Annotated in this window: 18 protein-coding genes; 12 read left to right on the top strand and 6 right to left on the bottom strand. The window is 58.8% G+C overall.

All coding sequences use genetic code 11. The features are described 5' to 3' along the window. The first annotated feature begins 51 nt into the window (after positions 1–51). Positions 52–714, top strand: a complete 663-nt coding sequence (locus HW561_RS00285; protein WP_176861184.1) for a TetR/AcrR family transcriptional regulator — start codon at positions 52–54, stop codon at positions 712–714. A 249-nt stretch (positions 715–963) separates the two neighbouring features. Here HW561_RS00285 and HW561_RS00290 read toward each other — a convergent pair whose 3' ends face one another. Both HW561_RS00290 and HW561_RS00295 read right to left on the bottom strand, forming a co-directional pair. Beyond that, the gene (locus HW561_RS00290) at positions 964–1,584 is read right to left on the bottom strand and encodes a pyridoxamine 5'-phosphate oxidase family protein (protein WP_176861185.1); all 621 of its coding nucleotides are present in this window, start codon (positions 1,582–1,584) and stop codon (positions 964–966) included. An 11-nt stretch (positions 1,585–1,595) separates the two neighbouring features. Next, on the bottom strand, positions 1,596–2,060 hold the full coding sequence (locus HW561_RS00295) for a nuclear transport factor 2 family protein (protein ID WP_176861186.1): 465 nt from the start codon (positions 2,058–2,060) through the stop codon (positions 1,596–1,598). A 306-nt stretch (positions 2,061–2,366) separates the two neighbouring features. On the opposite strand from HW561_RS00295, the gene HW561_RS00300 reads away from it, so the two are divergent. Continuing rightward, positions 2,367–2,930, top strand: coding sequence for a TetR/AcrR family transcriptional regulator (locus tag HW561_RS00300; RefSeq protein ID WP_176861187.1), 564 nt, complete (start codon positions 2,367–2,369; stop codon positions 2,928–2,930). A 179-nt stretch (positions 2,931–3,109) separates the two neighbouring features. Then, positions 3,110–4,267, top strand: coding sequence for an acyl-CoA dehydrogenase family protein (locus HW561_RS00305; RefSeq protein WP_176861188.1), 1,158 nt, complete (start codon positions 3,110–3,112; stop codon positions 4,265–4,267). A gap of 119 nt (positions 4,268–4,386) precedes the next feature. Here HW561_RS00305 and HW561_RS00310 read toward each other — a convergent pair whose 3' ends face one another. After that, a complete protein-coding gene (locus HW561_RS00310) occupies positions 4,387–5,286 on the bottom strand; it encodes a LysR substrate-binding domain-containing protein (protein WP_176861189.1) in 900 nt (299 codons plus the stop codon). Positions 5,287–5,455: 169 nt separating this feature from the next. Between HW561_RS00310 and HW561_RS00315 the strand changes: the two genes are divergently transcribed. Genes HW561_RS00315 through HW561_RS00325 form a run of 3 tightly spaced genes read left to right on the top strand, consistent with a single transcriptional unit; the run spans position 5,456 to position 9,992 of the window. Next, entirely contained in the window at positions 5,456–7,648 is a 2,193-nt protein-coding gene (locus HW561_RS00315; RefSeq protein ID WP_176861190.1) for a thiamine pyrophosphate-dependent enzyme, read from the top strand. Next, complete coding sequence (locus tag HW561_RS00320; protein WP_176861191.1) at positions 7,645–8,679, top strand: ACP S-malonyltransferase; 1,035 nt, start codon at positions 7,645–7,647, stop codon at positions 8,677–8,679. Before HW561_RS00315 ends, HW561_RS00320 begins: the two co-directional genes overlap by 4 nt. Positions 8,680–8,720: 41 nt before the next feature. Beyond that, positions 8,721–9,992, top strand: a complete 1,272-nt coding sequence (locus HW561_RS00325; RefSeq protein WP_176861192.1) for an NAD(P)/FAD-dependent oxidoreductase — start codon at positions 8,721–8,723, stop codon at positions 9,990–9,992. Between the two features lie 4 nt (positions 9,993–9,996). On the opposite strand, the gene HW561_RS00330 is transcribed toward HW561_RS00325, so the two are convergent. Further along, positions 9,997–10,701, bottom strand: a complete 705-nt coding sequence (locus HW561_RS00330; RefSeq protein WP_176861193.1) for an SDR family oxidoreductase — start codon at positions 10,699–10,701, stop codon at positions 9,997–9,999. Between the two features lie 104 nt (positions 10,702–10,805). On the opposite strand from HW561_RS00330, the gene HW561_RS00335 reads away from it, so the two are divergent. Further along, positions 10,806–11,657, top strand: coding sequence for a LysR substrate-binding domain-containing protein (locus tag HW561_RS00335; RefSeq protein WP_176861194.1), 852 nt, complete (start codon positions 10,806–10,808; stop codon positions 11,655–11,657). On the opposite strand, the gene HW561_RS00340 is transcribed toward HW561_RS00335, so the two are convergent. Continuing rightward, complete coding sequence (locus HW561_RS00340) at positions 11,648–12,550, bottom strand: LysR family transcriptional regulator (RefSeq protein WP_176861195.1); 903 nt, start codon at positions 12,548–12,550, stop codon at positions 11,648–11,650. The genes HW561_RS00335 and HW561_RS00340 overlap by 10 nt on opposite strands. 75 nt (positions 12,551–12,625) lie before the next feature. Here HW561_RS00340 and HW561_RS00345 point away from each other — a divergent pair, with 75 nt between their 5' ends. The 5 genes from HW561_RS00345 to HW561_RS00365 all read left to right on the top strand — a co-directional run bounded on the left by HW561_RS00345 (position 12,626) and on the right by HW561_RS00365 (position 19,804). After that, positions 12,626–15,838 (top strand): reductive dehalogenase, encoded by a 3,213-nt coding sequence (locus tag HW561_RS00345; RefSeq protein ID WP_176861196.1) that lies wholly within the window; start codon positions 12,626–12,628, stop codon positions 15,836–15,838. A 127-nt stretch (positions 15,839–15,965) separates the two neighbouring features. Then, positions 15,966–16,832: an FAD binding domain-containing protein gene (locus tag HW561_RS00350; protein WP_176861198.1), complete on the top strand. Its 867-nt coding sequence runs from the start codon at positions 15,966–15,968 to the stop codon at positions 16,830–16,832. Continuing rightward, positions 16,829–17,308, top strand: a complete 480-nt coding sequence (locus HW561_RS00355; protein WP_176861200.1) for a (2Fe-2S)-binding protein — start codon at positions 16,829–16,831, stop codon at positions 17,306–17,308. The genes HW561_RS00350 and HW561_RS00355 overlap by 4 nt, the downstream gene beginning before the upstream one ends. Beyond that, positions 17,308–19,566: a xanthine dehydrogenase family protein molybdopterin-binding subunit gene (locus HW561_RS00360; RefSeq protein ID WP_176861202.1), complete on the top strand. Its 2,259-nt coding sequence runs from the start codon at positions 17,308–17,310 to the stop codon at positions 19,564–19,566. The genes HW561_RS00355 and HW561_RS00360 overlap by 1 nt, the downstream gene beginning before the upstream one ends. Next, the gene (locus tag HW561_RS00365; RefSeq protein WP_176861204.1) at positions 19,559–19,804 is read left to right on the top strand and encodes a MoaD/ThiS family protein; all 246 of its coding nucleotides are present in this window, start codon (positions 19,559–19,561) and stop codon (positions 19,802–19,804) included. Before HW561_RS00360 ends, HW561_RS00365 begins: the two co-directional genes overlap by 8 nt. Here HW561_RS00365 and HW561_RS00370 read toward each other — a convergent pair. Continuing rightward, positions 19,801–20,505, bottom strand: coding sequence for a lysophospholipid acyltransferase family protein (locus HW561_RS00370; RefSeq protein ID WP_176861205.1), 705 nt, complete (start codon positions 20,503–20,505; stop codon positions 19,801–19,803). The genes HW561_RS00365 and HW561_RS00370 overlap by 4 nt on opposite strands. Positions 20,506–20,558 lie beyond the last annotated feature (53 nt).

The raw sequence follows: 20,558 nt of genomic DNA on the forward strand, positions 1-20,558 counted from the left end.
TTCGTAGCGGTTAACTTGAACGATCGACCAAAATAAGGCAAGATGATTTTCATGACGATGAAAAGCGCTGAAAAACCAAGGCAAAGAGCGCCTTCAAAACGATCGCTGCAAACCAAGACGCGGATATTGGATGCGGCTGAATCCCTGTTTGCCGAGCGCGGATTCGAGGGCGCCTCGATCCGGGACATCGCGACCCGGGCAGATGTTCAGATCGGGCTTGTGCATCACCATGGTGGTGGCAAAGAAGGGCTGTTCCATCGCACCATAGTTCGGCGCGCAGATGAATTGGCACAGCTTCGGGTCGACGCGCTGCAGGCCTCCAAGGCCGAAGGCCCCTTGACGCTCAGAGACGTTCTGGACTGTTTTATTCGTCCCTACGTGACGCTTGCGCAAACAGGCGGGCCGGGGTGGATGGCCTATGGGCGTCTGGTGGCGCATGTGTCCGTGGACCCGCGTTGGCGCGACATTGCAGCTGAGTGCTTTGATCCCACCGCGCAACGGTTTCTCGCGGAAATCGCTGCGCTCTATCCGGATGTTGATGCGGCATTGCTGGCCAGTGGGCAGGTTTATTCCGTTTCGGCAATGCTGGCCCATCTCAACAGTGCCTGGCGTGTCGAAGCTCTGTCACATGGCGGTGATCTGACCAGTGTCGGACATCTGATCGAATTCTGTGCCGCTGGGATCGAGGCGATGGTTAACTCTGCGCCAACTTGAACGGTGGCAATGCGGGGCGTTCCAACAGGGTTATTGTTGCTGCAGTTGGTCAAAAAGCAATGTGCTGTTCAGAGAGGGTGGCGACGTCCGTACCGCATTGGGTGAGGCAAAAAAGCCAAAAAGTATGATCAGCAGAACAAAAGCGGCAGCGGTAAGAGCAACTGCTGTAAAATGGAACGCAGAACGTAGCATGGCTGTATGTCCTTGATCTGAGAGTTTGATGAGACGTCTGCGTTTCGTCCGGCGGCGTCAGTCGGGTTTTGCCAATTCCTGTTTCAAGCGCTCGTTTTCGGCCAGTAATTGCGCCAATTGTTGTCCCAGCGTGTTTAGATGCGGACGCAGTTCTGCCTCGGTGAAACGCGGCGTAATATGACGCGGGCAGTTCCAGTCCAGCGCTTCGACGTGGATGATCACTGCGCGCTCGGCCGGGGTCTCGGCGCCATCGGGATAAAGGCTGGTCGCGGCGGCTTCGCCTTCGGTGAATTCCGCCCGCCCCAGAATTTTCAACCGACGCTGGTTGGCATAATCCATCAAGATCATGGCGACACGGTTGTTGCCGTCCAGATTCCCACGCGAGATGTATTGCTTGTTGCCCGACAGATCGGCGTACCCGATGGTCTGAGGGCCTAAAACCATGAGGAAACCGACAGGTCCGCCGCGATATTGGACATAGGGCCAACCAATCTCGGACACTGAAGACTGATAGAATCCGTCCCGTGCTTCGATGAACGCCTTCTCCGGATCACCGATCAGATGGCCCTGTTGTGGGCCTCCTTCGATGAATTTGGCATATGTCTTTGCTGAGCCCATCCGCTCCTGATGGGCGCGGACGGTTGGGGTGAAAGTCAGTTCGGAAAAGGCACGTGGCATGGGATGTTCCTTTAAAGACCCAGTTCGGACAGCCCGGGATGATCTTCTGGCCGCTGACCGATGGGCCAGTGGAACAGGCGCTGATCCTCGGTGATCGGCAAATCGTTCAGTGACGCGTGGCGATGAGACATCCGCCCGTCCTCGGCAAATTCCCAGTTTTCATTGCCATAAGATCGGAACCATTGCCCGCTGTCATCATGCCACTCATAGGCATACCGGACGGCAATGCGATTGTCGGCAAACGCCCAAAGCTCTTTGATCAGCCGATAGTCCAGTTCCTTGCGCCATTTGCGGGTCAGGAAGGCATGGATGTCTGTGTGGCCGGATAGGAATTCCGCCCGGTTCCGCCATTGGCTGTCGTCTGTGTAAGCGGGTGTCACGATATCCGCATCGCGACTATTCCAGCCATTCTCGGCCATTCGAACCTTTTGAATGGCGGTGTCTCTGGTGAAGGGTGGCAATGGGGGGCGGGTCATCTTTTCGGGGTCTTTCAGGTCAAAGAGGCGGCAAGAATTGCCAGAGTCAGGAGGACGGAGAGATAGTGAGATGGAAATAGGCTGGCGCGGCGTTTCATCAGTCAAATCCCAGAGTGTACAGATCAGTTAACTATAACATCAAAGTGTACTGATCGGTAAGTATTTGCAAGAAGAGAATATGTGATTGGAGATGCTTTTGAGGCTCATGTTGGGTTAAGTGATTGTATAATATCCACTTAAGTTGGACATGTTGCGCTCTGCGATCCGAGGTAATATGTACTATTCGGTACACCGAGGAGCCGAATCATGCGTCCGAACAAGCGGGACGAGCTGGTCCGAAAGGCCTTGCAGGTTTTTTACCGCGATGGGTTTCACGCCACCGGTATGGATAAGCTGGTCGTGGAAACTGGTGTGTCCAAAACCTCGATGTACAAACACTTCCGCACCAAGGAAGAGCTGATCCTCGCCGTCCTCCGCTTGCGGGATGAGAGTTTTCGCAACTGGATTCTGCGCCGAGTTGAAGAGACGGCAGATACCCCTGCCGGGCAAATCGTCGCCAGTTTTGATGCATTGAAGGAATGGTTCGAAGAAGACGGGTTCCGCGGGTGCATGTTCATCAAGGCCGGTGCTGAATACCAAGAGGCCGATCACCCGATCCACGTGCAGGCGGCGGAACACAAGCGTCTCATGTTCGAACATATCGCGCGGCTGGCCCGAAAGGCTGGCGCACGCGATCCTGAAAAACTGGCCAATCAGATTGTGCTGCTGCAAGAAGGGGCGATCGTATCGGCTGTGCTGTTGAAAAATGGCGATCCGGCCGAGGATGCAAGGGAAGCAGCACAGCTCTTGCTGGAAACCGCTCTGGCATGATCCGTAATAGTCTGGCGGCAAGCGCCAGGCTGCCCTCTTGGAACGGGATCGCGATTTCAGCTTAGCCGTTGAAGACAAAGAACGTTGCGTTGCGCCGGTGTTGGACGCGGCGTCACATGGATTGGCGAAACTCATCGTAAGGGGTAGCCTTTGGGCAACTACTGATCGGAGAGCTTGAGATGTCGCTTTTTACGTCCACCGCTGCATGGGTCACAGATGAACACCGGATGTTTGCTGACATGGCAGGCCGGTTCATGGATGACGAACTGACGCCAAATATCGAAACCTGGGTCGGCAATGGTGTTGTCGACCGCGAGTTCTGGGTGAAAGCCGGTGAGACAGGCCTGATGGCAGGTGCGATACCCGAAGAATATGGCGGTGTCGGCGGTGGAATGGGCTTTGACGCTGTTACCCTCTACGAACAGACGGCGCGCGGCGATGCGGGGTGGGGGTATGGCATTCAGTCCATCGTGACCCACTACATCACGGCCTATGGCAGCGAAGATCAAAAGCAGAAATGGTTGCCCCGGCTGGCATCAGGCGAGATGGTCGGTGCAATCGCCATGACCGAACCGGGCACAGGGTCGGACCTGCAATCCGTACGGACGACCGCCGAGAAGGATGGCAATTCCTATCGTATCAACGGCTCCAAGATTTTCATCACCAACGGGCAAACTGCTGATTTGATCATTGTGGTCGCCAAGACCGACAAGTCGGAAGGGGCCAAAGGCGTTTCACTGATTGCTGTGGAAGCGGAAGGTGCCGAGGGATTTCGCCGTGGCCGCAACCTCAAGAAGTTGGGCATGAAAGGCAATGACACCGCCGAGCTGTTTTTTGAAGATGTGAAGGTGCCGATGACCAATCTCATCGGTTCAGAAGAAGGGCAGGGGTTTTATCAATTGATGAAACAACTGCCATGGGAGCGACTGACAATCGGTTTGATGGCACTGGGCGCTATCGATTTCGCCATCGCTGAGACCGTGAAATACGTGCAGGAACGCAAAGCCTTTGGCCAGCGCGTAATGGATTTCCAGAACACGCGGTTCAAACTGGCTGAATGCAAGACCAAGGCCGAAGTTCTGCGCAGTTTCGTCAATGACTGCATCGGAAAGTTAGAGGCTGGCGAACTGGACGCCGCAACCGCGTCGATGGTCAAATATTGGGGGTCGGAAGTGCAAAATGAGATCATGCACGAGTGTTTGCAGCTGTTTGGCGGTTACGGCTTCATGATGGAGTACCCGATTGCCCGTTTGTACGCGGATGCGCGGGTGCAGATGATCTATGGCGGCACCAACGAAGTCATGAAAGAGCTTATCGCGCGTTCGATTGATGTTTGACCGCTACAGGGCGGTCTCCCGCCCGTCGTCTACGTTCCTGGCGGAACATCTCCGCCGGTTGGGCCGGGCAAGTTTAAACATGCCTCGGGTTTTCGGGGCTATTGAGGAATAACGCTGTTTCAGGCGCCAGGCGTTTGGTCTAGCTGACTTTTCAGCCAGTTCCGGAAGGATTTCGAAGGTTCCGATTCTATCTTGTCTTTCGGCCAGACCAAATAGTAGTCACCCAAACTGACCTCCGGACCATCCCAGGCCAGTACTAGGCGACCAGTCTTCAAATCTTCCGCGACCAGATAACTTGGGAACAGCCCGACACCCAGCCCATGGATGGTCGCCTGAATCATGGTCGAGAACTGATCGAACAGCATACCCTTTAGTCCTTTGATTGGGTGTCCCTGCTCGGCAAACCAGCGTTCCCATCCGTCCGGGCGGGTTTCGATGTGTAGCAACGGCGCCTCGGTCAGCCAGTCGATGCTTTCGATCCGCTCGGGCAGCAAGGCAGGGGCGCATACCGGTAGCACCTGTTCGTGCATGAGCTTCATGTGGTTCACCCCGCTCCAGTTGGGTTGACCAAAGTGAATGGCCGCATCAAACGGTTCTGCGTCGAAATCGAACGGCCTTAGGCGTGTGTTCAGGTTCACCGTCACTTCAGGATGGCGGCGTGCGAAATCCTGCAGCCGGGGGGCCAGCCAGTGCATTCCGAATGCTGGCAGGATCGACAGGTGCAGGGAGCCGCCAGTGGGGTTCGCCTTGAGCTTGAGAGAGGCCTGCGCCAATTGATGCAAAGCCGCGCGGGCCGTCTGGACATATTCCTTGGCGGCGGGTGTCAGGTGCAGCCGCATCTGAGTCCGCTGGATCAATTCGACCCCCAACTGTTCCTCCATGGCTTTCAGCTGTCGGCTGATGGCGCTTTGGGTCAGGGATAATTCTTCGGCGGCGGCTGAGGCGCTGCCCAAGCGGTCAACGGCCTCCAGCGCCAACAGGGACGAAATCGATGGGAGAAAGCGGCGCGGCGCAATCATATGACAATTCCTCATACCTTTGGGCCCGAATATCACTGGAATTTTGACTTTGCCAGCGAGATACATGGAGAACTTGGGCTGCGTGCGAATTTGGCGCGCAAGTTGTCTGTATTGCACGGCTTGAGTGACCAAATGGGGACCACCCCGTCCAGTTTGAAAAGGCCGAACAATGGACCGCGCCCAGATCGTTCATGAGAATTTCCTGAAACGCATTGCCAACCGTGATTTTCCCGACGGTGCGCCGCCACGGGCGGGCTTGAGCAATACCGACGCCGTTTCGCTGTTTCGATCCCAAGTGCTCAGCCGTGCGTTGGACCGTACCAGCCGCGCAATGCAAAAGGCAGGGCAAGGGTTCTACACAATCGGGTCTTCGGGGCATGAAGGGATGGCAGCTGTGGCCCATGCGCTGCGCCCAACCGATATCGCATTTCTGCACTACCGGGATGCAGCGTTCCAAATCGCCCGGGCCGAGCAGGTACCGGGGCAACAAATCGCCTGGGACATGCTGCTGAGTTTCGCCTGTTCCAAAGGGGATCCGACATCGGGCGGGCGGCACAAAGTGCTGGGGTCCAAAGCTCTGACAATCCCACCGCAGACATCGACCATCGCCAGCCATCTGCCAAAGGCCGTTGGCGCCGCCTATTCACTGGGCGCCGCACGGCGTCACGACCCTGAGCATCGCGAACTGCCCCAGGACGGCATTGCGATGTGTTCCTTCGGCGATGCCTCGGCCAACCATTCCACGGCACAGGGCGCGATCAACACTGCGGGCTGGACCAGCGTGCAATCCACGCCCTTACCTTTGTTGTTTGTCTGCGAGGACAATGGCATTGGTATTTCGGTCAAAACGCCCAAGGGCTGGATTCAGGCTTCGATGGAGCATCGCCCGGGGATCAAGTATTTTCAGGCCAACGGTCTGGATATCTTCGAGGCTTACGCGGTGGCGCAAGCCGCCGCCGATTATGTGCGAACCCGGCGCAGACCGGCCTTTCTGCATCTGAAAACCGTTCGTCTCTATGGTCATGCGGGGGCCGATGTGCCGACGACCTACCTCAGCAAATCCGAGGTCGAAGCGGATGAAGCCAATGATCCCTTACTGCATTCCGTGCGTCTGCTGGATCAGGCCAGTGCCTTGTCACCTGAACAGGCGTTGAAGATCTACGAAGACACCTGCGCCCGCACCGACCGCGTCGCGGCCGAGGCCGCGACCCGCCCTCATTTGACCACCGCGCAAGAGGTCATGGCGAGCCTTGTCCCACCGAAACGCGATTGCAAACCGACCAACGGGCCAAGTGCCGATGCGCGCGCCAAAGCCTTTGGCGGCGATACGCGGGCGATGGATGATCCCCAACCCATGAGCCGCCTGATCAACTGGGCGCTGACCGATCTGATGCTGGAACATGGTGAGGTCGTCTGTATGGGGGAGGATGTCGGCCGCAAAGGCGGTGTCTATGGCGTCACACAGAAACTGCAGCAACGGTTCGGACCGGACCGGGTGATTGATACACTGCTGGACGAACAGTCCATTTTGGGGCTCGCCATTGGTATGGCGCATAACGGCTTCGTTCCGGTCCCGGAAATTCAGTTCCTCGCCTATCTGCACAATGCCGAAGATCAGATCCGGGGCGAAGCCGCGACCTTGCCGTTCTTCTCGAATGGACAGTTCACCAACCCGATGGTTCTGCGGATCGCCGGGTTGGGATACCAAAAGGGCTTTGGCGGGCATTTCCACAACGATAACTCGCTGGCGGTTCTGCGCGATATTCCCGGTGTGATCATTGCCTGTCCTTCGACCGGAGCCGATGCCGCACAAATGCTGCGCGAATGCGTGCGGCTTGCGCGGGAAGAACAGCGCGTCGTCGTGTTTCTGGAACCTATTGCGCTTTACCCTATGCGGGATTTGCATGGAGCGCAGGACGGAGGTTGGATGACTACTTATCCGTCGCCTGATCAACACATCGCGCTGGGCGAGGTTGGGGTGCATGGTGATGGCACAGATCTGGCCATCGTGACCTATGGCAATGGCCACTATCTGTCGCAACAGGCACTGCCCGAGTTGCAATCAGCGGGGCTGAATACGCGGATTATCGACATGAGGTGGCTAGCTCCAATGCCGATAGAGGCGTTGATCAAGGCCACTGAAGGCTGCAAACACGTGTTGATCGTTGACGAATGCCGCCGCACGGGCAGTCAGTCCGAGGCTCTGATGACGCTCTTCCGCGAGGAAAAGGGCGAAATCCCCGTTGCTCGCGTCGTGGCCGAAGACAGCTTTATCGCCACCGGCCCGGCCTACGCCGCGCCTTTGCCGTCGAAAGAGGACATCATTTCGGCGGCCATGACCCTGACCGGAGCAACGACATGACCCGCACTGCTGTTGTGATCTGCCCCGGACGGGGAACGTATAACAAACCCGAATTGGGTTACTTGCATCGGCACCATGCCCAGCGGATGTCGATGTTCCACAAGTTCGACGCGATCCGTGCGGAGGCGGGGCAAGACCCGGTCACCGCACTGGACGGGGCCGCACGTTACTCGGTTGGCAAGTATTCCCGGGGCGACGTGGCCTCGCCCTTGATTTACGCCGCATCTCTGGCAGATGCACAGGTCCTGGCCGACGATATCGAGGTTGTCGCCGTCACGGGCAATTCCATGGGCTGGTACATCGCCTTGGCCGCCGCAGGTGCGCTGAGCGACGAAAACGGGTTCCGCGTTGTCAACACCATGGGCACATTGATGCAGGATCATTTGATCGGAGGGCAGCTTGTCTATCCCTTTACAGATGATAGCTGGACCAATGATCCGGATCGAAAAGCCGCTCTGCTAACAGACGTGCTGCGCATTGACGCGATGGATGGGCATGATCTGGCGCTGTCGATTGATCTGGGCGGAATGCTGGTTCTGGCAGGGAATGAGGCTGGATTGGCGGCTTTCGAGGCATCGCAACCTTCGGTTCAGGATCGGTTCCCGATGCGGTTGTCAAACCACGCCGCCTTCCACACCCAGCTGCAGGCACCGGTTGCGGCAGAAGGGCGGGCTCGTCTTGGTGCCGAATTGTTTGGGCAACCGCACCACCCCCTGATTGACGGTCGGGGCAATATCTGGTGGCCGGGCGCGAGTGATGCCAATGCACTTTGGGACTACACTCTGGGCCATCAAGTCACTGAGCCTTATGATTTTACCCGCGCGGTTCAGACCGCCGCACGAGAATTCGCGCCGGATCTGTTTATCGTCACGGGGCCGGGTGCGACATTGGGCGGTGTAGTGGCGCAATCGCTGGTTCTCGCTGAGTGGCGCGGCATGGCGGACAAAGCGGCGTTTCTTGCGCAGCAAGAGGACGCGCCCATACTGGTTGCCATGTGCCGCGAAGATCAAAGGTCGCTTGCAACGGGATGAACCCGAGCTAAGGATTTGCGCGCAACATTCTGAGGTTTGACGTGAAAGACCCTGAACACTCGTTATGGCAAGACACCTGCCGTGAAAGATTGAGCGCAGCCCCCCTGACCGCTGACCTGACTGTGGATCTGGCGGTTATCGGCGGCGGATACACGGGCTGCTCTGCGGCGCTGACGGCGGCGCAAGCAGGGGTATCGGTCTGTCTGCTCGAGGGGCAAGAGATTGGCCATGGCGGATCGGGGCGCAATGTTGGGTTGGTCAATGCCGGGCTCTGGCTACCACCTGCTGAAATTCGCTCGCATCTGGGACAAACGGTCGGAAACCGTCTGATCGATCTGCTGGGCAAAGCGCCCTCGGACGTATTTGCATTGATCGCAGAGCATGGGATTGAGTGCGAACCTATCAGAAACGGAACCCTACACTGCGCACATTCCAAATCCGGGTTCCGCGACTTGCAGACCCGACATTCACAACTGAGCGCATCTGGCGCGCCGGTTGAACTGCTGCCGCCTGAGGTTACGGGTGCCCGAACCGGCAGCGGTGCTTTTCATGGCGCATTGTTGGATCCGCGTGCCGGAACGATTCAACCTTTGGCCTATGCGGTCGGCCTGGCTCGGGCTGCGTCGGACGCGGGCGCTCAGATTTTCGTACAAAGCCCAGTGCAGGCCATGCGGCACCAGAACGGGCAATGGGAACTGACAACACCGGGCGGCAAAGTTCGCGCCAAGGCAGTGGTTCAGGCGACGAATGCCTATCACCATGGGTTGCAGGACACCGCACCGGCCTATGTGCCAGTCTACTATTTTCAATATGCGACCGCGCCTCTGTCTCATAACCTGCGCGCCTGCATCCTGCCGGACGGTGAAGGGTGCTGGGACACTGGTTTGATCATGACGTCGTTCCGACTGGATCAGGACGGGCGCATGATCATCGGCGGCATGGGTGATCTGGGGCATGTTGGTCGGGCGGCGCATTCAGCTTGGGTCCGGCGCAAGTTGGCCGCGCTGTATCCTCAATTGGCTGACCAGCCGCTGGTACAAGGTTGGCATGGTCGTATCGCCATGACCTCGGACCATATTCCCAAGATCACCGAGATTGGCCCGAATGCTCTGTCTGCACACGGATTTTCAGGCCGTGGGATCGGCCCCGGCACTGTGTTCGGGCGATTGATGGCCGAAAGCCTGCTGAGTGAGGACCCCTCGTGCCTGCCGGTGCCCCCCGTACCTGACCATCGCGAAAGTTGGACAGGCCTGCGCCGCGCCTATTTTGAAACCGGCGCGGCGCTGACTCATTTCATCAAGGCACGGATCTGACCAATCAGACCGAACGGGTTATGCCGCCATCCACCCGGATGTTTTGCCCGGTAATGTAGCCGCCGCCATCAGAGGCAAGCATGGAAATGACCGAGGCGATCTCCTCATAGCTGCGCCCATAGCGGCCCAGCGGAATACGCGCGCGGAACTCTTCTTTCTCGGGTAGGCTGTCGATGAAACCGGGCAGGACATTGTTCATGCGGATATTGTCCGCGGCATATTTGTCCGAAAATAGCTTGGTAAAGGCGGCCAGACCTGCGCGGAACACGCCCGATGTCGGAAACACCGGGTCCGGTTCGAAGGCAGCGAAGGTCGAGATGTTGATGATCACCCCGCCGCCCTGCGCCTGCATGATCGGCGTCACCAACCGGGTGGGGCGTACAGCGTTCATGAAATAGACATCCATCCCGGTGTGCCAGTCCTCATCCGAAAGCTCCAGAACACCCGCGCGCGGACCGTGGCCCGCAGAATTGACCAGCACGTCGACCCTGCCCCAATGCGACATGGCCGCATCCACAAGCTTTTGCAGGTCGTCATTTGATTGGTTCGATCCGATGACGCCAATGCCGCCCAACTCGCGGGCCAGGGCTTCGCCCTTGCCCGAGGACGACAGAATGCCAACCTTGAATCCATCAGCTGCCAATCGGCGAGCGGCATCTGCCCCCATTCCGCTGCCACCTGCTGTGATAAGGGCTACTTTGTCGGTCATCGTCTCTCTCCATTTCTTTGCTGTTATTAAAATGGGCGTGGACGCGCGATTTGACCAATCAGTTCTTCTGCCCTAAAGCTGTAGAAAATCTACTGTTAGGTGATATGCCTGCTCTTCCACCACTCAACGCTTTGCGCGCTTTCGAGGCCTCGGCCCGGCACCTGAATTTTCGCCTTGCTGCTGAAGAGCTTGGCGTGACCCAGGGGGCCGTCGCCCAGCAGGTTCGCAGCCTCGAGGCGCGATTGGGAGAGCTGCTATTCGATCGCCTGCCGCGCGGTTTGCGCCTGACCGAGGCCGGTCGGCGGTTCCACTCGCCCCTGCGTCGTGCGTTTCGTTTGATCGAAGGCGCGGTCGAAGAGTTTTCGGATCATCATCAGATAACGATTTCCGTTACCCCCAGTTTCGCCTCGAAATGGCTGGTGCCCCGGCTGAACGATTTCACCGCTCAGCATCCCGATATTCAAGTTCAAGTCGACGCGAAGGAAGGGCTTGCTGACTTTAGCAAGGATGGTGTCGATATTGCCGTTCGCCAAAGTCGCAAGCCCATTGCGTCGGACTTGCAAACCGTCCCACTTTTTTCGACCGAGTTTGTAGTCGTTTGCACTCCGGATCTTGCAGCGCAAGTTACCAACCCATCCGACCTAATGCGACATGTGCTTCTCAGCGACTCTCACGGTCTGTGGCCTTTGTTTCTTGAGAGCGTTGGTGTTTTGGGCAAGCCGCGCATGATGACCTTTAACCAAACCAGCCTGGCGATTGACGCAGCCATCTCGGGTCAGGGATTCGCATTGGCCAACGCGCCATTGGTTGCGTCTGAACTTGCATCAGGTAGCCTGGTCACACCATTTGATCAGGTACTGTTCGATGATCTCAGCTTTTATGTCGTGACGCCCAAGAAGCCTCGTCAGCCAGAGCTAGCGGCAAAAATGCGGGATTGGCTGATTTCTCAGGTCTGAAGAGTGGCGGCAATCGCCTCGATCTTTGTGCGCAACCATCTATGGGCGGGGTCATTTATCGAACGTTGATGCCAGACCATGTAGACCGAGACCGGCTCGCATTCAAAGGGCAGCGGGGCACAGTCCAGCGCCGCCAGCGGCCCATTCTTCATCAACGCCGTATCGGTCGAAATCAGACTGCTGCCTTTCACAAAGGGTGGGATGGCGTTGAAATGGGGCAGGGTAACGATTGCGGGCCGGATCTGGCTTTGATCCACGCCGCGCATCACCGCCCGAGCGTTTCGCCCATCGGGAAAGCGCACTTCGACGTGATCGCTTTGGCAATAGGCCTGCCAACTGTCAGGCGGCGTGTGTTGGGTGCCATCAAAATACACCATCAGCGGGCTGGTCAGCAGGCGTTTCTGAAAGATATCCGGCCCGTCCGGCGGCAGCGGCGTCAGCATCAACTGGCATCGATCACTGCGCAACAGATCGAGATCGGGGACACCGGAAAGGATGAATTCCAACCGTAACCGAGCCCCATCCGACCGCGTGGCGCGCAGCAGTTCGGGGAAGATCAATTCGCGCGGCATATCGTTGGTGGCGATCCGGATGTCGATCTCTTCGGCGAGCGGGTCAAAGGGGCGCTCTTCGGTCAAGGCGCGCATCCCGTCCAGAACGCTTTGCACCGGCTCTTTCAACGACAAGGCCCGCTCAGTAGGGGTCAGACCCTGACCAGACCTGACAAACAGCGGGTCGCCCAGAACCTGACGCAGTTTGCCCAGCGTATGGCTGATCGCCGATTGCGTCACGCCCAGCCGGTCAGCTGCCTTCGAGACCGAGCTTTCTTCGAGGATGGTCAGAAAGGTGCGCAGGACCCGTCCGTCCAGCTCAGTGAAATCAGTTTTGTTCATACTATATATGATTACTCATGAATGGTTTTGCTGTCCATGGCGCGTTAGGTGACAGAACCTGACAGGAGGCGCGCAATGGGAATCCGTTTTTTCTCGGACAAGAACCGACCCGTACATATGGGGTCGTACCCTCTGGAGCGTTTGGCGCGACAGGATCGCCTGCCTGATCTGTCCAGCGTGCATCCGTTGCCGACGCTCAGTTTTCACCGGCCCGAGCAGCCGGACAGCATCGTCAACGCGATGGGAGAGTTTCAGGCGATGCTGGACGCAATCCGGGACGGGTTCGTGAACTCTGTGCCGTCGGAAATTCCGGCAGATCCGCAGACGCGCGCCGAACACCTCAAGGCGTTTGGCTATTTCAATGATGCCTCGATGATGGGGTGCGGGCCACTGCCATCCGACGCCTTGTTGCCCCAACCGCGCCGCAACCCGGATATCGACCGGCTGGCCCATGCCTTACGCACGCGACAGACCAAAACCCTCGCATCCGGGATCGATGTGATCATGGCTGATTTGAAAGACAGCATGGAGGCGACGCCGGGGCCGATCGACAGCCACCGACATGCAATCGTGTTTTTGTACGAACACAACCGCGACCCGGTGCCGGATGAGCCGGGTACGGATTGGATCATGGATGCGCAGGACCATCGGGCCTGTCTTTTGGCCTCAGAAAACGCAGTGGTTATTGCCAACTACATTCGGTTGCTGGGCTTTGATGCACGGGCACATACGACCATGTCGTCCGAAGTAGACCTGCACAGGCTTGCAGTGGCCTCGGGCTTGGCCTCTGTCGAAGAGGGTGAGGTTGTTGTGCCCTGGCTGGGCAAACGGTTTGGTCTGGCAGCCGTGACCACCGAAATGGAGATCGCGCATGATCACCCCTTGCAGTCGATGGCGCAGCAGCCATGGTTCCGGACGCAAGGACCTGCCTGGTGGCTGGGGGCTGGATTTGCCAAGAATGCGCTGAACCGCGATGCCTATGCCAAGCGACGATACGTGGACGGCGCGCATCCGTTCGAAAAACTCAAACGCGTGGACAATCCTACCACTTACATTGACGAGGACAACGTCGCGCGTGTGCCCAAACGGGCCGACATGTTCGCGCGCGCTCAGTTCGGGGACATGGGCAAATCGCTACAGGATGCGGCCAAAGGGGGGCACTACGTGCGCAAATCCGCCCCCAGTTTTGCGCAAAGGCGCGCGTTGGGCGCGTTTGTCCTGCTGCAGGATGGCGATAGCGCCGGCACACCGAAACCAACCGATGCTGAACGCAACGCCGCGAACATCAAAGCTGCGAGTTATTTTCTGGGTGTCGATGCCGCAGGTCTCAGCCGCTGCCCCGAGTGGAGCTGGTATTCCCACGATGCCACCGGCGAAGAGATCGTGCCGCCCCACGATCAGGCCATCAGCATGATCATCGATCAGGGCTATGAAACCATGGACGGTTCCAGCGGCGACGACTGGATCGCGGTTAGTCAGTCCATGCGGGCTTATCTGCGCTTTTCCCTTCTAGGCGGCGTCATCGCCCAGCAAATCCGCAATCTCGGTTACAAAGCCAAGGCACATACGGTGATGGATGGCGAGGTGCTTCAACCTCCGTTGTTGTTGTTGTCGGGGCTGGGAGAGGTCAGCCGGATCGGAGAGGTCATCCTGAACCCCTATCTTGGCCCGCGCCTGAAATCGGGTGTGGTGACGACCGACATGCCGATGAGCCACGATAAGCCCATCGATTTCGGTCTGCAGACCTTTTGCGAAAGCTGCAATAAATGCGCGCGGGAATGCCCCTCTGGGGCGATCACGGCCGGGCCGAAGTTGATGTTCAACGGCTACGAGATCTGGAAATCTGACAGCCAGAAATGCGCCACCTACCGGATCACGACGCCCGGAGGGGCAATGTGCGGACGGTGCATGAAAACCTGCCCGTGGAACCTCGAGGGGATATTCAAGGAACGCCCCTTCCGCTGGGCGGCGATGAACCTGCCGCAAGCAGCACCTGCCTTGGCCAGACTGGACGACGCGGTGGGGAATGGCGGTTTGAATGACACCAAGAAATGGTGGTGGGATATCGAGCTTCAGGAGGACGGTGCCTATCGACCATCGGCCCACGCATTAAATCGGCGTGACCTGCAAAAAGATCTGGACCTGAAATACGAGGATCAGACCCTGGCCGTATACCCTGCCTATCTTGCCCCGCACCCCTGGCCCTATCCCTTCGCGATGGACCGCGAGGCCGGGATTGCCGCATATGGGGCGATGGTTACGGCAGATGAATACAAGGCCCGCAAGGTCGCAGGCGATATGTGCATGGTGCACCGCTACCAAATCGCCGGTGACGCCCCGGTGATGCGCGTCGAACTGACCAAGGTCGACAAGATGACGGCGGATGTCACGAAATACGAGTTCTCAGGCCTTGATGGTGCGCCCCTGCCGGAATGGACTGCTGGCGCGCATCTGGACGTGTTGGTTGCACCTGAATTCCTCAGGCAATTCTCGATGTCAGGCGACCCGTCGGACAGGATGTCCTATCAGATCGGCGTCTTGCGTGAGGATGAAGGACGCGGCGGGTCGGCCCTGCTGCACCGGATTTTTACCGAAGGGCGCAAGGTCTTTGTCTCAAAGCCCATCAATCACTTTGGGCTGGACGAGACGGCAACAAAGACGTTCCTGATGGGGGGCGGGATCGGCGTCACCCCGATGATCGCCTTTGCGCACCGCCTGCACGCGCTGGGCAAGGAATTCGAGCTGCACTACTCGGCCAGCACCCGGGCAGGGGCAGGGTATTTGGACGACCTAGCGTCCATGCCCTGGTCGGATCATGTCCACTATCATTTCTCGGATGAAGGAAGCCGCGCCGATCTCGATGCAATTCTGTCGGGTTGTCAGGACGGTTGGCACGTTTATACCTGCGGGCCGGATCGCTTCATGGATGGCGTCATGCAAGCGTCCGAGCGGCAGGGTTTCCCCGAGGACGCACGACATCTGGAGTATTTCTCGGTCCCCGAGCAGCCCGACTATGAAAACCATCCCTTTACGCTCAGGCTGGCGCAATCGGGGCGAGAGCTGCAGGTTCCCGCCGACAAGGACGCGGCGCAGGTGTTGAATGAGGCAGGCATTCACGTAGATGTGAAATGCTCAGATGGGATCTGTGGCGTCTGCAAATGCGGGGTGATTTCCGGTGAAATCGAACACCGAGATTTCGTTCTGTCCGGTAAACAACGCGAAGGTGCGATAATCCTGTGCCAAAGCCGTGCCGCAGAACCGGACGGGGTGGTTGAGATCGATATCTGACCGATGTCCAGAAGCGACATCCAGAGCCTCAAAAATAGGTCGTTCCAGCCATGGACGCGGGCGGACTGCTGAACTAACGTCCCCCCGAACCCCAGTGAACCCTGACCAACAGGCGCGAGGTATATTCATGGATTATCACAGCCCTGCCAGCTTTGTCGAAGCCTCGGCGCTGGCGGCAAACGCGACAGGCATAACCCGGTTTCTGGCAGGCGGCACCGATGTTCTGGTGCAGCTACGCTCGGATCTGGTGACGCCCGATACGCTGATCGACATCAAGAAAATCAACGGTGTGCGCGACATCACCCGCAATGCCGACGGCAGCTGGACCCTGGGCGTCGCGGCAACCGGCGCGGAAATGAGCGAGCATCCAGAGCTTGGCCGCGACTGGCCGGGCGTCGTCGAAGCGATGGATCTGATCGGCTCGACTCAGGTGCAGGGGCGGGCGACGCTGACCGGCAACCTGTGCAACGGATCGCCAGCGGCTGATTCCGTGCCCGCCATGGTGGCTGCGGGCGTGACGGTGACGGTTACCGGGCCCGATGGTGCTCGTGAGCTTGCGGTCGAGGACATTCCGACCGGGCCGGGAAAAACGGCGCTGGCCAAAGGCGAGCTGATTTCAGCTGTGAACATCCCTGCACGTGGCGCAAATGGTGGTGACGCTTATCTGCGTTTCATCCCACGGACCGAGATGGATATCGCTGTTGTAGGCGTTGGCGTGAACCTGCGTCTGGATGGTGACAAAATCATCGAGGCCCGCGTCTCGCTGGGTGCTGTCGCTCCGACCGTTCTGTTGGTCGAAGATTGCGCCAAAGCCATCATCGGCACGACTTTGGATGAGGTCGCGCTGGACGCGTTGGCCACTGCGGCATCAGCCGCCTGCAACCCGATCGACGACAAACGCGGCACGATTGAATTCCGTACAGAAGTTGCCGGGGTGCTGGCAAAACGCACCGCGAAAATCGCCTATGCCCGCGCAAAGGGAGAACACGCATGAGCAAGTTCCACGTATCCACCCAAGTGAACGGTGACGCGGTCGAATTCCTGTGCGACCCGCGCGAAACCCTGCTGGATTGTCTGCGCGACAAGCTGAACCTGACCGGTACCAAGGAAGGTTGCGGCACTGGCGATTGCGGGGCGTGTTCGGTCACCGTCGAAGGCCGTCTGGTCTGTTCTTGTCTGATGCTGGGGGTTGAGGCCGAGGGCAAGCAGATCGAAACGGTCGAGGGGATCGCGGATGGCGACATGCTGCATCCGCTGCAAAAGAAATTCATCGAGTATGCCGCTTTGCAATGCGGCGTCTGCACGCCGGGCATTTTGGTCGCTGCCAAGTCGCTGTTGGAAAAGAACCCCAACCCGACCGAAGAAGAGACGCGATACTGGCTGGCGGGTAATCTCTGCCGCTGTACTGGCTATGACAAGATCATTCGCGCCGTGATGGATACGGCGGCTGAACTGCGGGAGGCTTCGTAATGGCACTCGACGATCGTAAATCGGAATTCAATTTTGTGGGCACCCGCCCGGACCGTCCAGATGGGCTGGACAAGGTTACGGGCCGCGCCAAGTTTGGGGCCGATGCCTATGCACCCGGCATGCTGCATGGGGCCATCCTGCGCTCGCCCCACGCGCATGCGCGGATCATAAAGATTGATGCCTCCAAAGCCGAGGCGCACAAAGACGTCAAGGCCGTGGTCACCCGTGCCGACTTTTCGGACAAGCCAGAGTTCAAGCCCGGGCTGGAGGGTGAGTTCTGGAATGTTCTGGAAAACGTGATGGCGGGCGAAAAGGCACTTTACGACGGGCACGCGATTGCGGCTGTTGCGGCAACCTCGGCATTGGCTGCGCGCGATGCGCTCAAGCTGATCGAGGTCGAATACGAAGTGCTGCCGCATGTCACCGATGTGGACAAAGCGATGGCGCCGGATGCGCCGGTGATCCGCGAAGGTGCAGCTGATTACTCGGTGCCTGCGGGTATGCACCCCAACGTGGTCCGCTATCACGAAAGCGGTCACGGCGAGGTCGAAGCAGGATTTGCCGAGGCGGATCTGGTCATCGAAGACAGCTTTGCCACCGAGGCGACCCATCAGGGTTACATCGAACCGCATGCCTGTCTGGCGATGCTGGGCAATGACGGCAAGGGTGAGCTGTGGTGCACAACCCAGGGACACTGGTACGCGCAGAAATACTGTGCTGCGGCACTGGGCATCGAAACCGCGCAGCTGCGCGTGACCGCGTCCGAAATTGGTGGCGGCTTTGGCGGTAAAACCACGGTATTCATCGAGCCGGTCGCGCTGGCGCTGAGCCGCAAGGCGAACCGTCCGGTTAAACTGGTGATGAGCCGATCCGAAGTGTTTCGGGCGACGGGCCCGACATCCTCGGCCTCGATGGACATCAAGATCGGCATGAAAAAAGACGGTACTATCACCGGGGCGCAGGGTATCTTTCGCCTGCAGGGTGGGGCCTTTCCGGGTGCGCCGGGCGATATGACTGCCATGTGCGGCTTTGCGCCCTATAACCTGACCAATGTGCGGCAGGTGGGATACGACGTGATGGCCAACCGCCCCAAACAGGCCGCTTATCGCGCGCCGGGGGCGCCGATGGGGGCCTTTGCGGTTGAATCGGTGATTGACGAGCTATGCAAAAAGCTGGGCCTTGATCCGATCGATGTGCGCCTGAAAAATGCAGCGCACGAAGGCACCAAGGCCAATTACGGCCCGACCTATGAACGGATCGGTCTGGTCGAAACGCTTGAGGCCGCGAAGGCGCATCCGCATTACGCAGCACCACTGAAACCGGGGCAGGGGCGCGGGATTTCCTGTGGTTTCTGGTTCAACCACGGCGGCGAGACCAGCGTTTCGCTGGCGTTGTCCGAGGACGGCTCGGCGCAGTTGATGGTTGGCACACCCGATATCGGCGGCTCACGTGCATCCATGGCGCTGATGGCGGCCGAAGTTCTGGGTATTCCCTATGAGAACATCCGGGTCACCATCGCCGATACTGCAACGCTGGGCTACAACGATGTGAGCCACGGCTCGCGCGTGACCTATGCGTCGGGTCTTGCCACGATCAAGGCGGCTAAACACGCGGTCGAAAAGCTGTGCGAACGCGCGGCAGTTAAATGGGGTATTCCGGGCGATGCGGTGAAGTGGGAAGACGGCTGCGCAGTGCCATCAGGCCCCAACGCAGGCGATTTCGATCCGATGCCGCTGGCCGATATCACTGCGGATATGGGCGCGACTGGCGGCCCGATCTCGGGCCATTTTGAAGCGACGCCCGAAGGCGCAGGCGTATCCTTCGGGACCCATATCGTTGACGCCGAGGTTGACCCGGAAACCGGTAAAACCAGTGTGATCCGCTACACAGTGATCCAGGACGCGGGCAAGGCGATCCACCCTGACTATGTCGAAGGGCAATTTCAGGGCGGCGCAGCGCAAGGCATCGGTTGGGCCCTGAACGAAGAATATGTCTATGGCGAGGATGGCCGTCTGCAAAACTCGATCTTCCTCGACTACCGTATCCCGGTCGCCAGCGACCTGCCGATGATCGACACGGTGATCGTCGAAGTTCCCAACCCCGGCCACCCGTTCGGTGTGCGCGGCGTGGGTGAGACAGGTATCGTTCCGCCGCTGGCCGCGATCGCCAACGCTGTGTCCAACGCTGCCGGCGTCCGGATGCGTCAATTGCCGATGTCGCCACCCCGCATTTTGGCGGCTCTCAAGGAAAATGGTTGAGGTTCATCTTTGGTCCGGTCTCCGGTCTTTGACCGGGGGCCAGCAGGTGGTCGAGGTTCAGGCCGCCACCACCGGCGCATTACTGCGCGAACTGGTGCGCGCCCATCCGCAGTTGCAGGGGCCCATTGATGCAGGCGTGTCCATTGCCATCAACGGACGCATCATCGCCAGTGGGCTGGCCGAACCGATTCCCGAGGGCAGCGAAGTCTATCTGATGCAGAGATTAAGAGGGGGTTAGCCCTTTGGTGCCCACGGCGCGCGCCCGACCATGCGGTCGGCTTCTGCCGTGATGTCGTTCATATGCTGCTCAAGGCTTTGACGCAGGGCTTCGATTTGGTCTTCGCTGGCTTTGCGCGGAACAGTTTCTGTCCACTCGCGGCACAAAAAGACACCCTCGTTGCGCCAGGGACGGGGCATCAGCAGGCGGTCCCAGGTGCCAGCCTCGCTGCCGTGTTTGGCTGAGTAGGTGATGCCAAACACCCGCTTGCCAGAGGTGCGGGCCCAGACCAGAGGCACGGTCGACAACACCCGCTCTGGCCCGCGCGGGCCGTCTGCCGCGATACCTATGGAAATCCCCTGTTTCATCTTTCCCAACACTTGGCGCGACAGGGCAACATGGCGTGTTTTACTGGCCATTGCGATCGTATCCATGCCGAACAATTGCTGCACACGTCCCACCATGCTGCCCGCCCGGGCAGAGGATGTGATCGAGCAGATGCTGCCTTTGCCCAGCGGAAAGAAGTAAGGTGACTGCGCCAGCCGCTGATGCCACAGCACGACAATGACGGGCTCACCCTGGTCGGCCAGCCGGTCCAATTCGTCATATCCGATGCGTTGCCAGCGCGTGTTGCGATGGACCATCCGGATGTACCCGGCAATCCGCCGCGCCGCCCAATTCAGAACAGCTTCGCTGTCTGCGATCTTTTTGCGGATGTTCACGCCGGGTTCCTTTTGCTGACCGGATCTTGTCTTAACGGACTGCGCGTCATGCG

The sequence above is a fragment of the Ruegeria haliotis genome (genome assembly GCF_013377785.1).
GTDB lineage: Bacteria > Pseudomonadota > Alphaproteobacteria > Rhodobacterales > Rhodobacteraceae > Ruegeria > Ruegeria haliotis.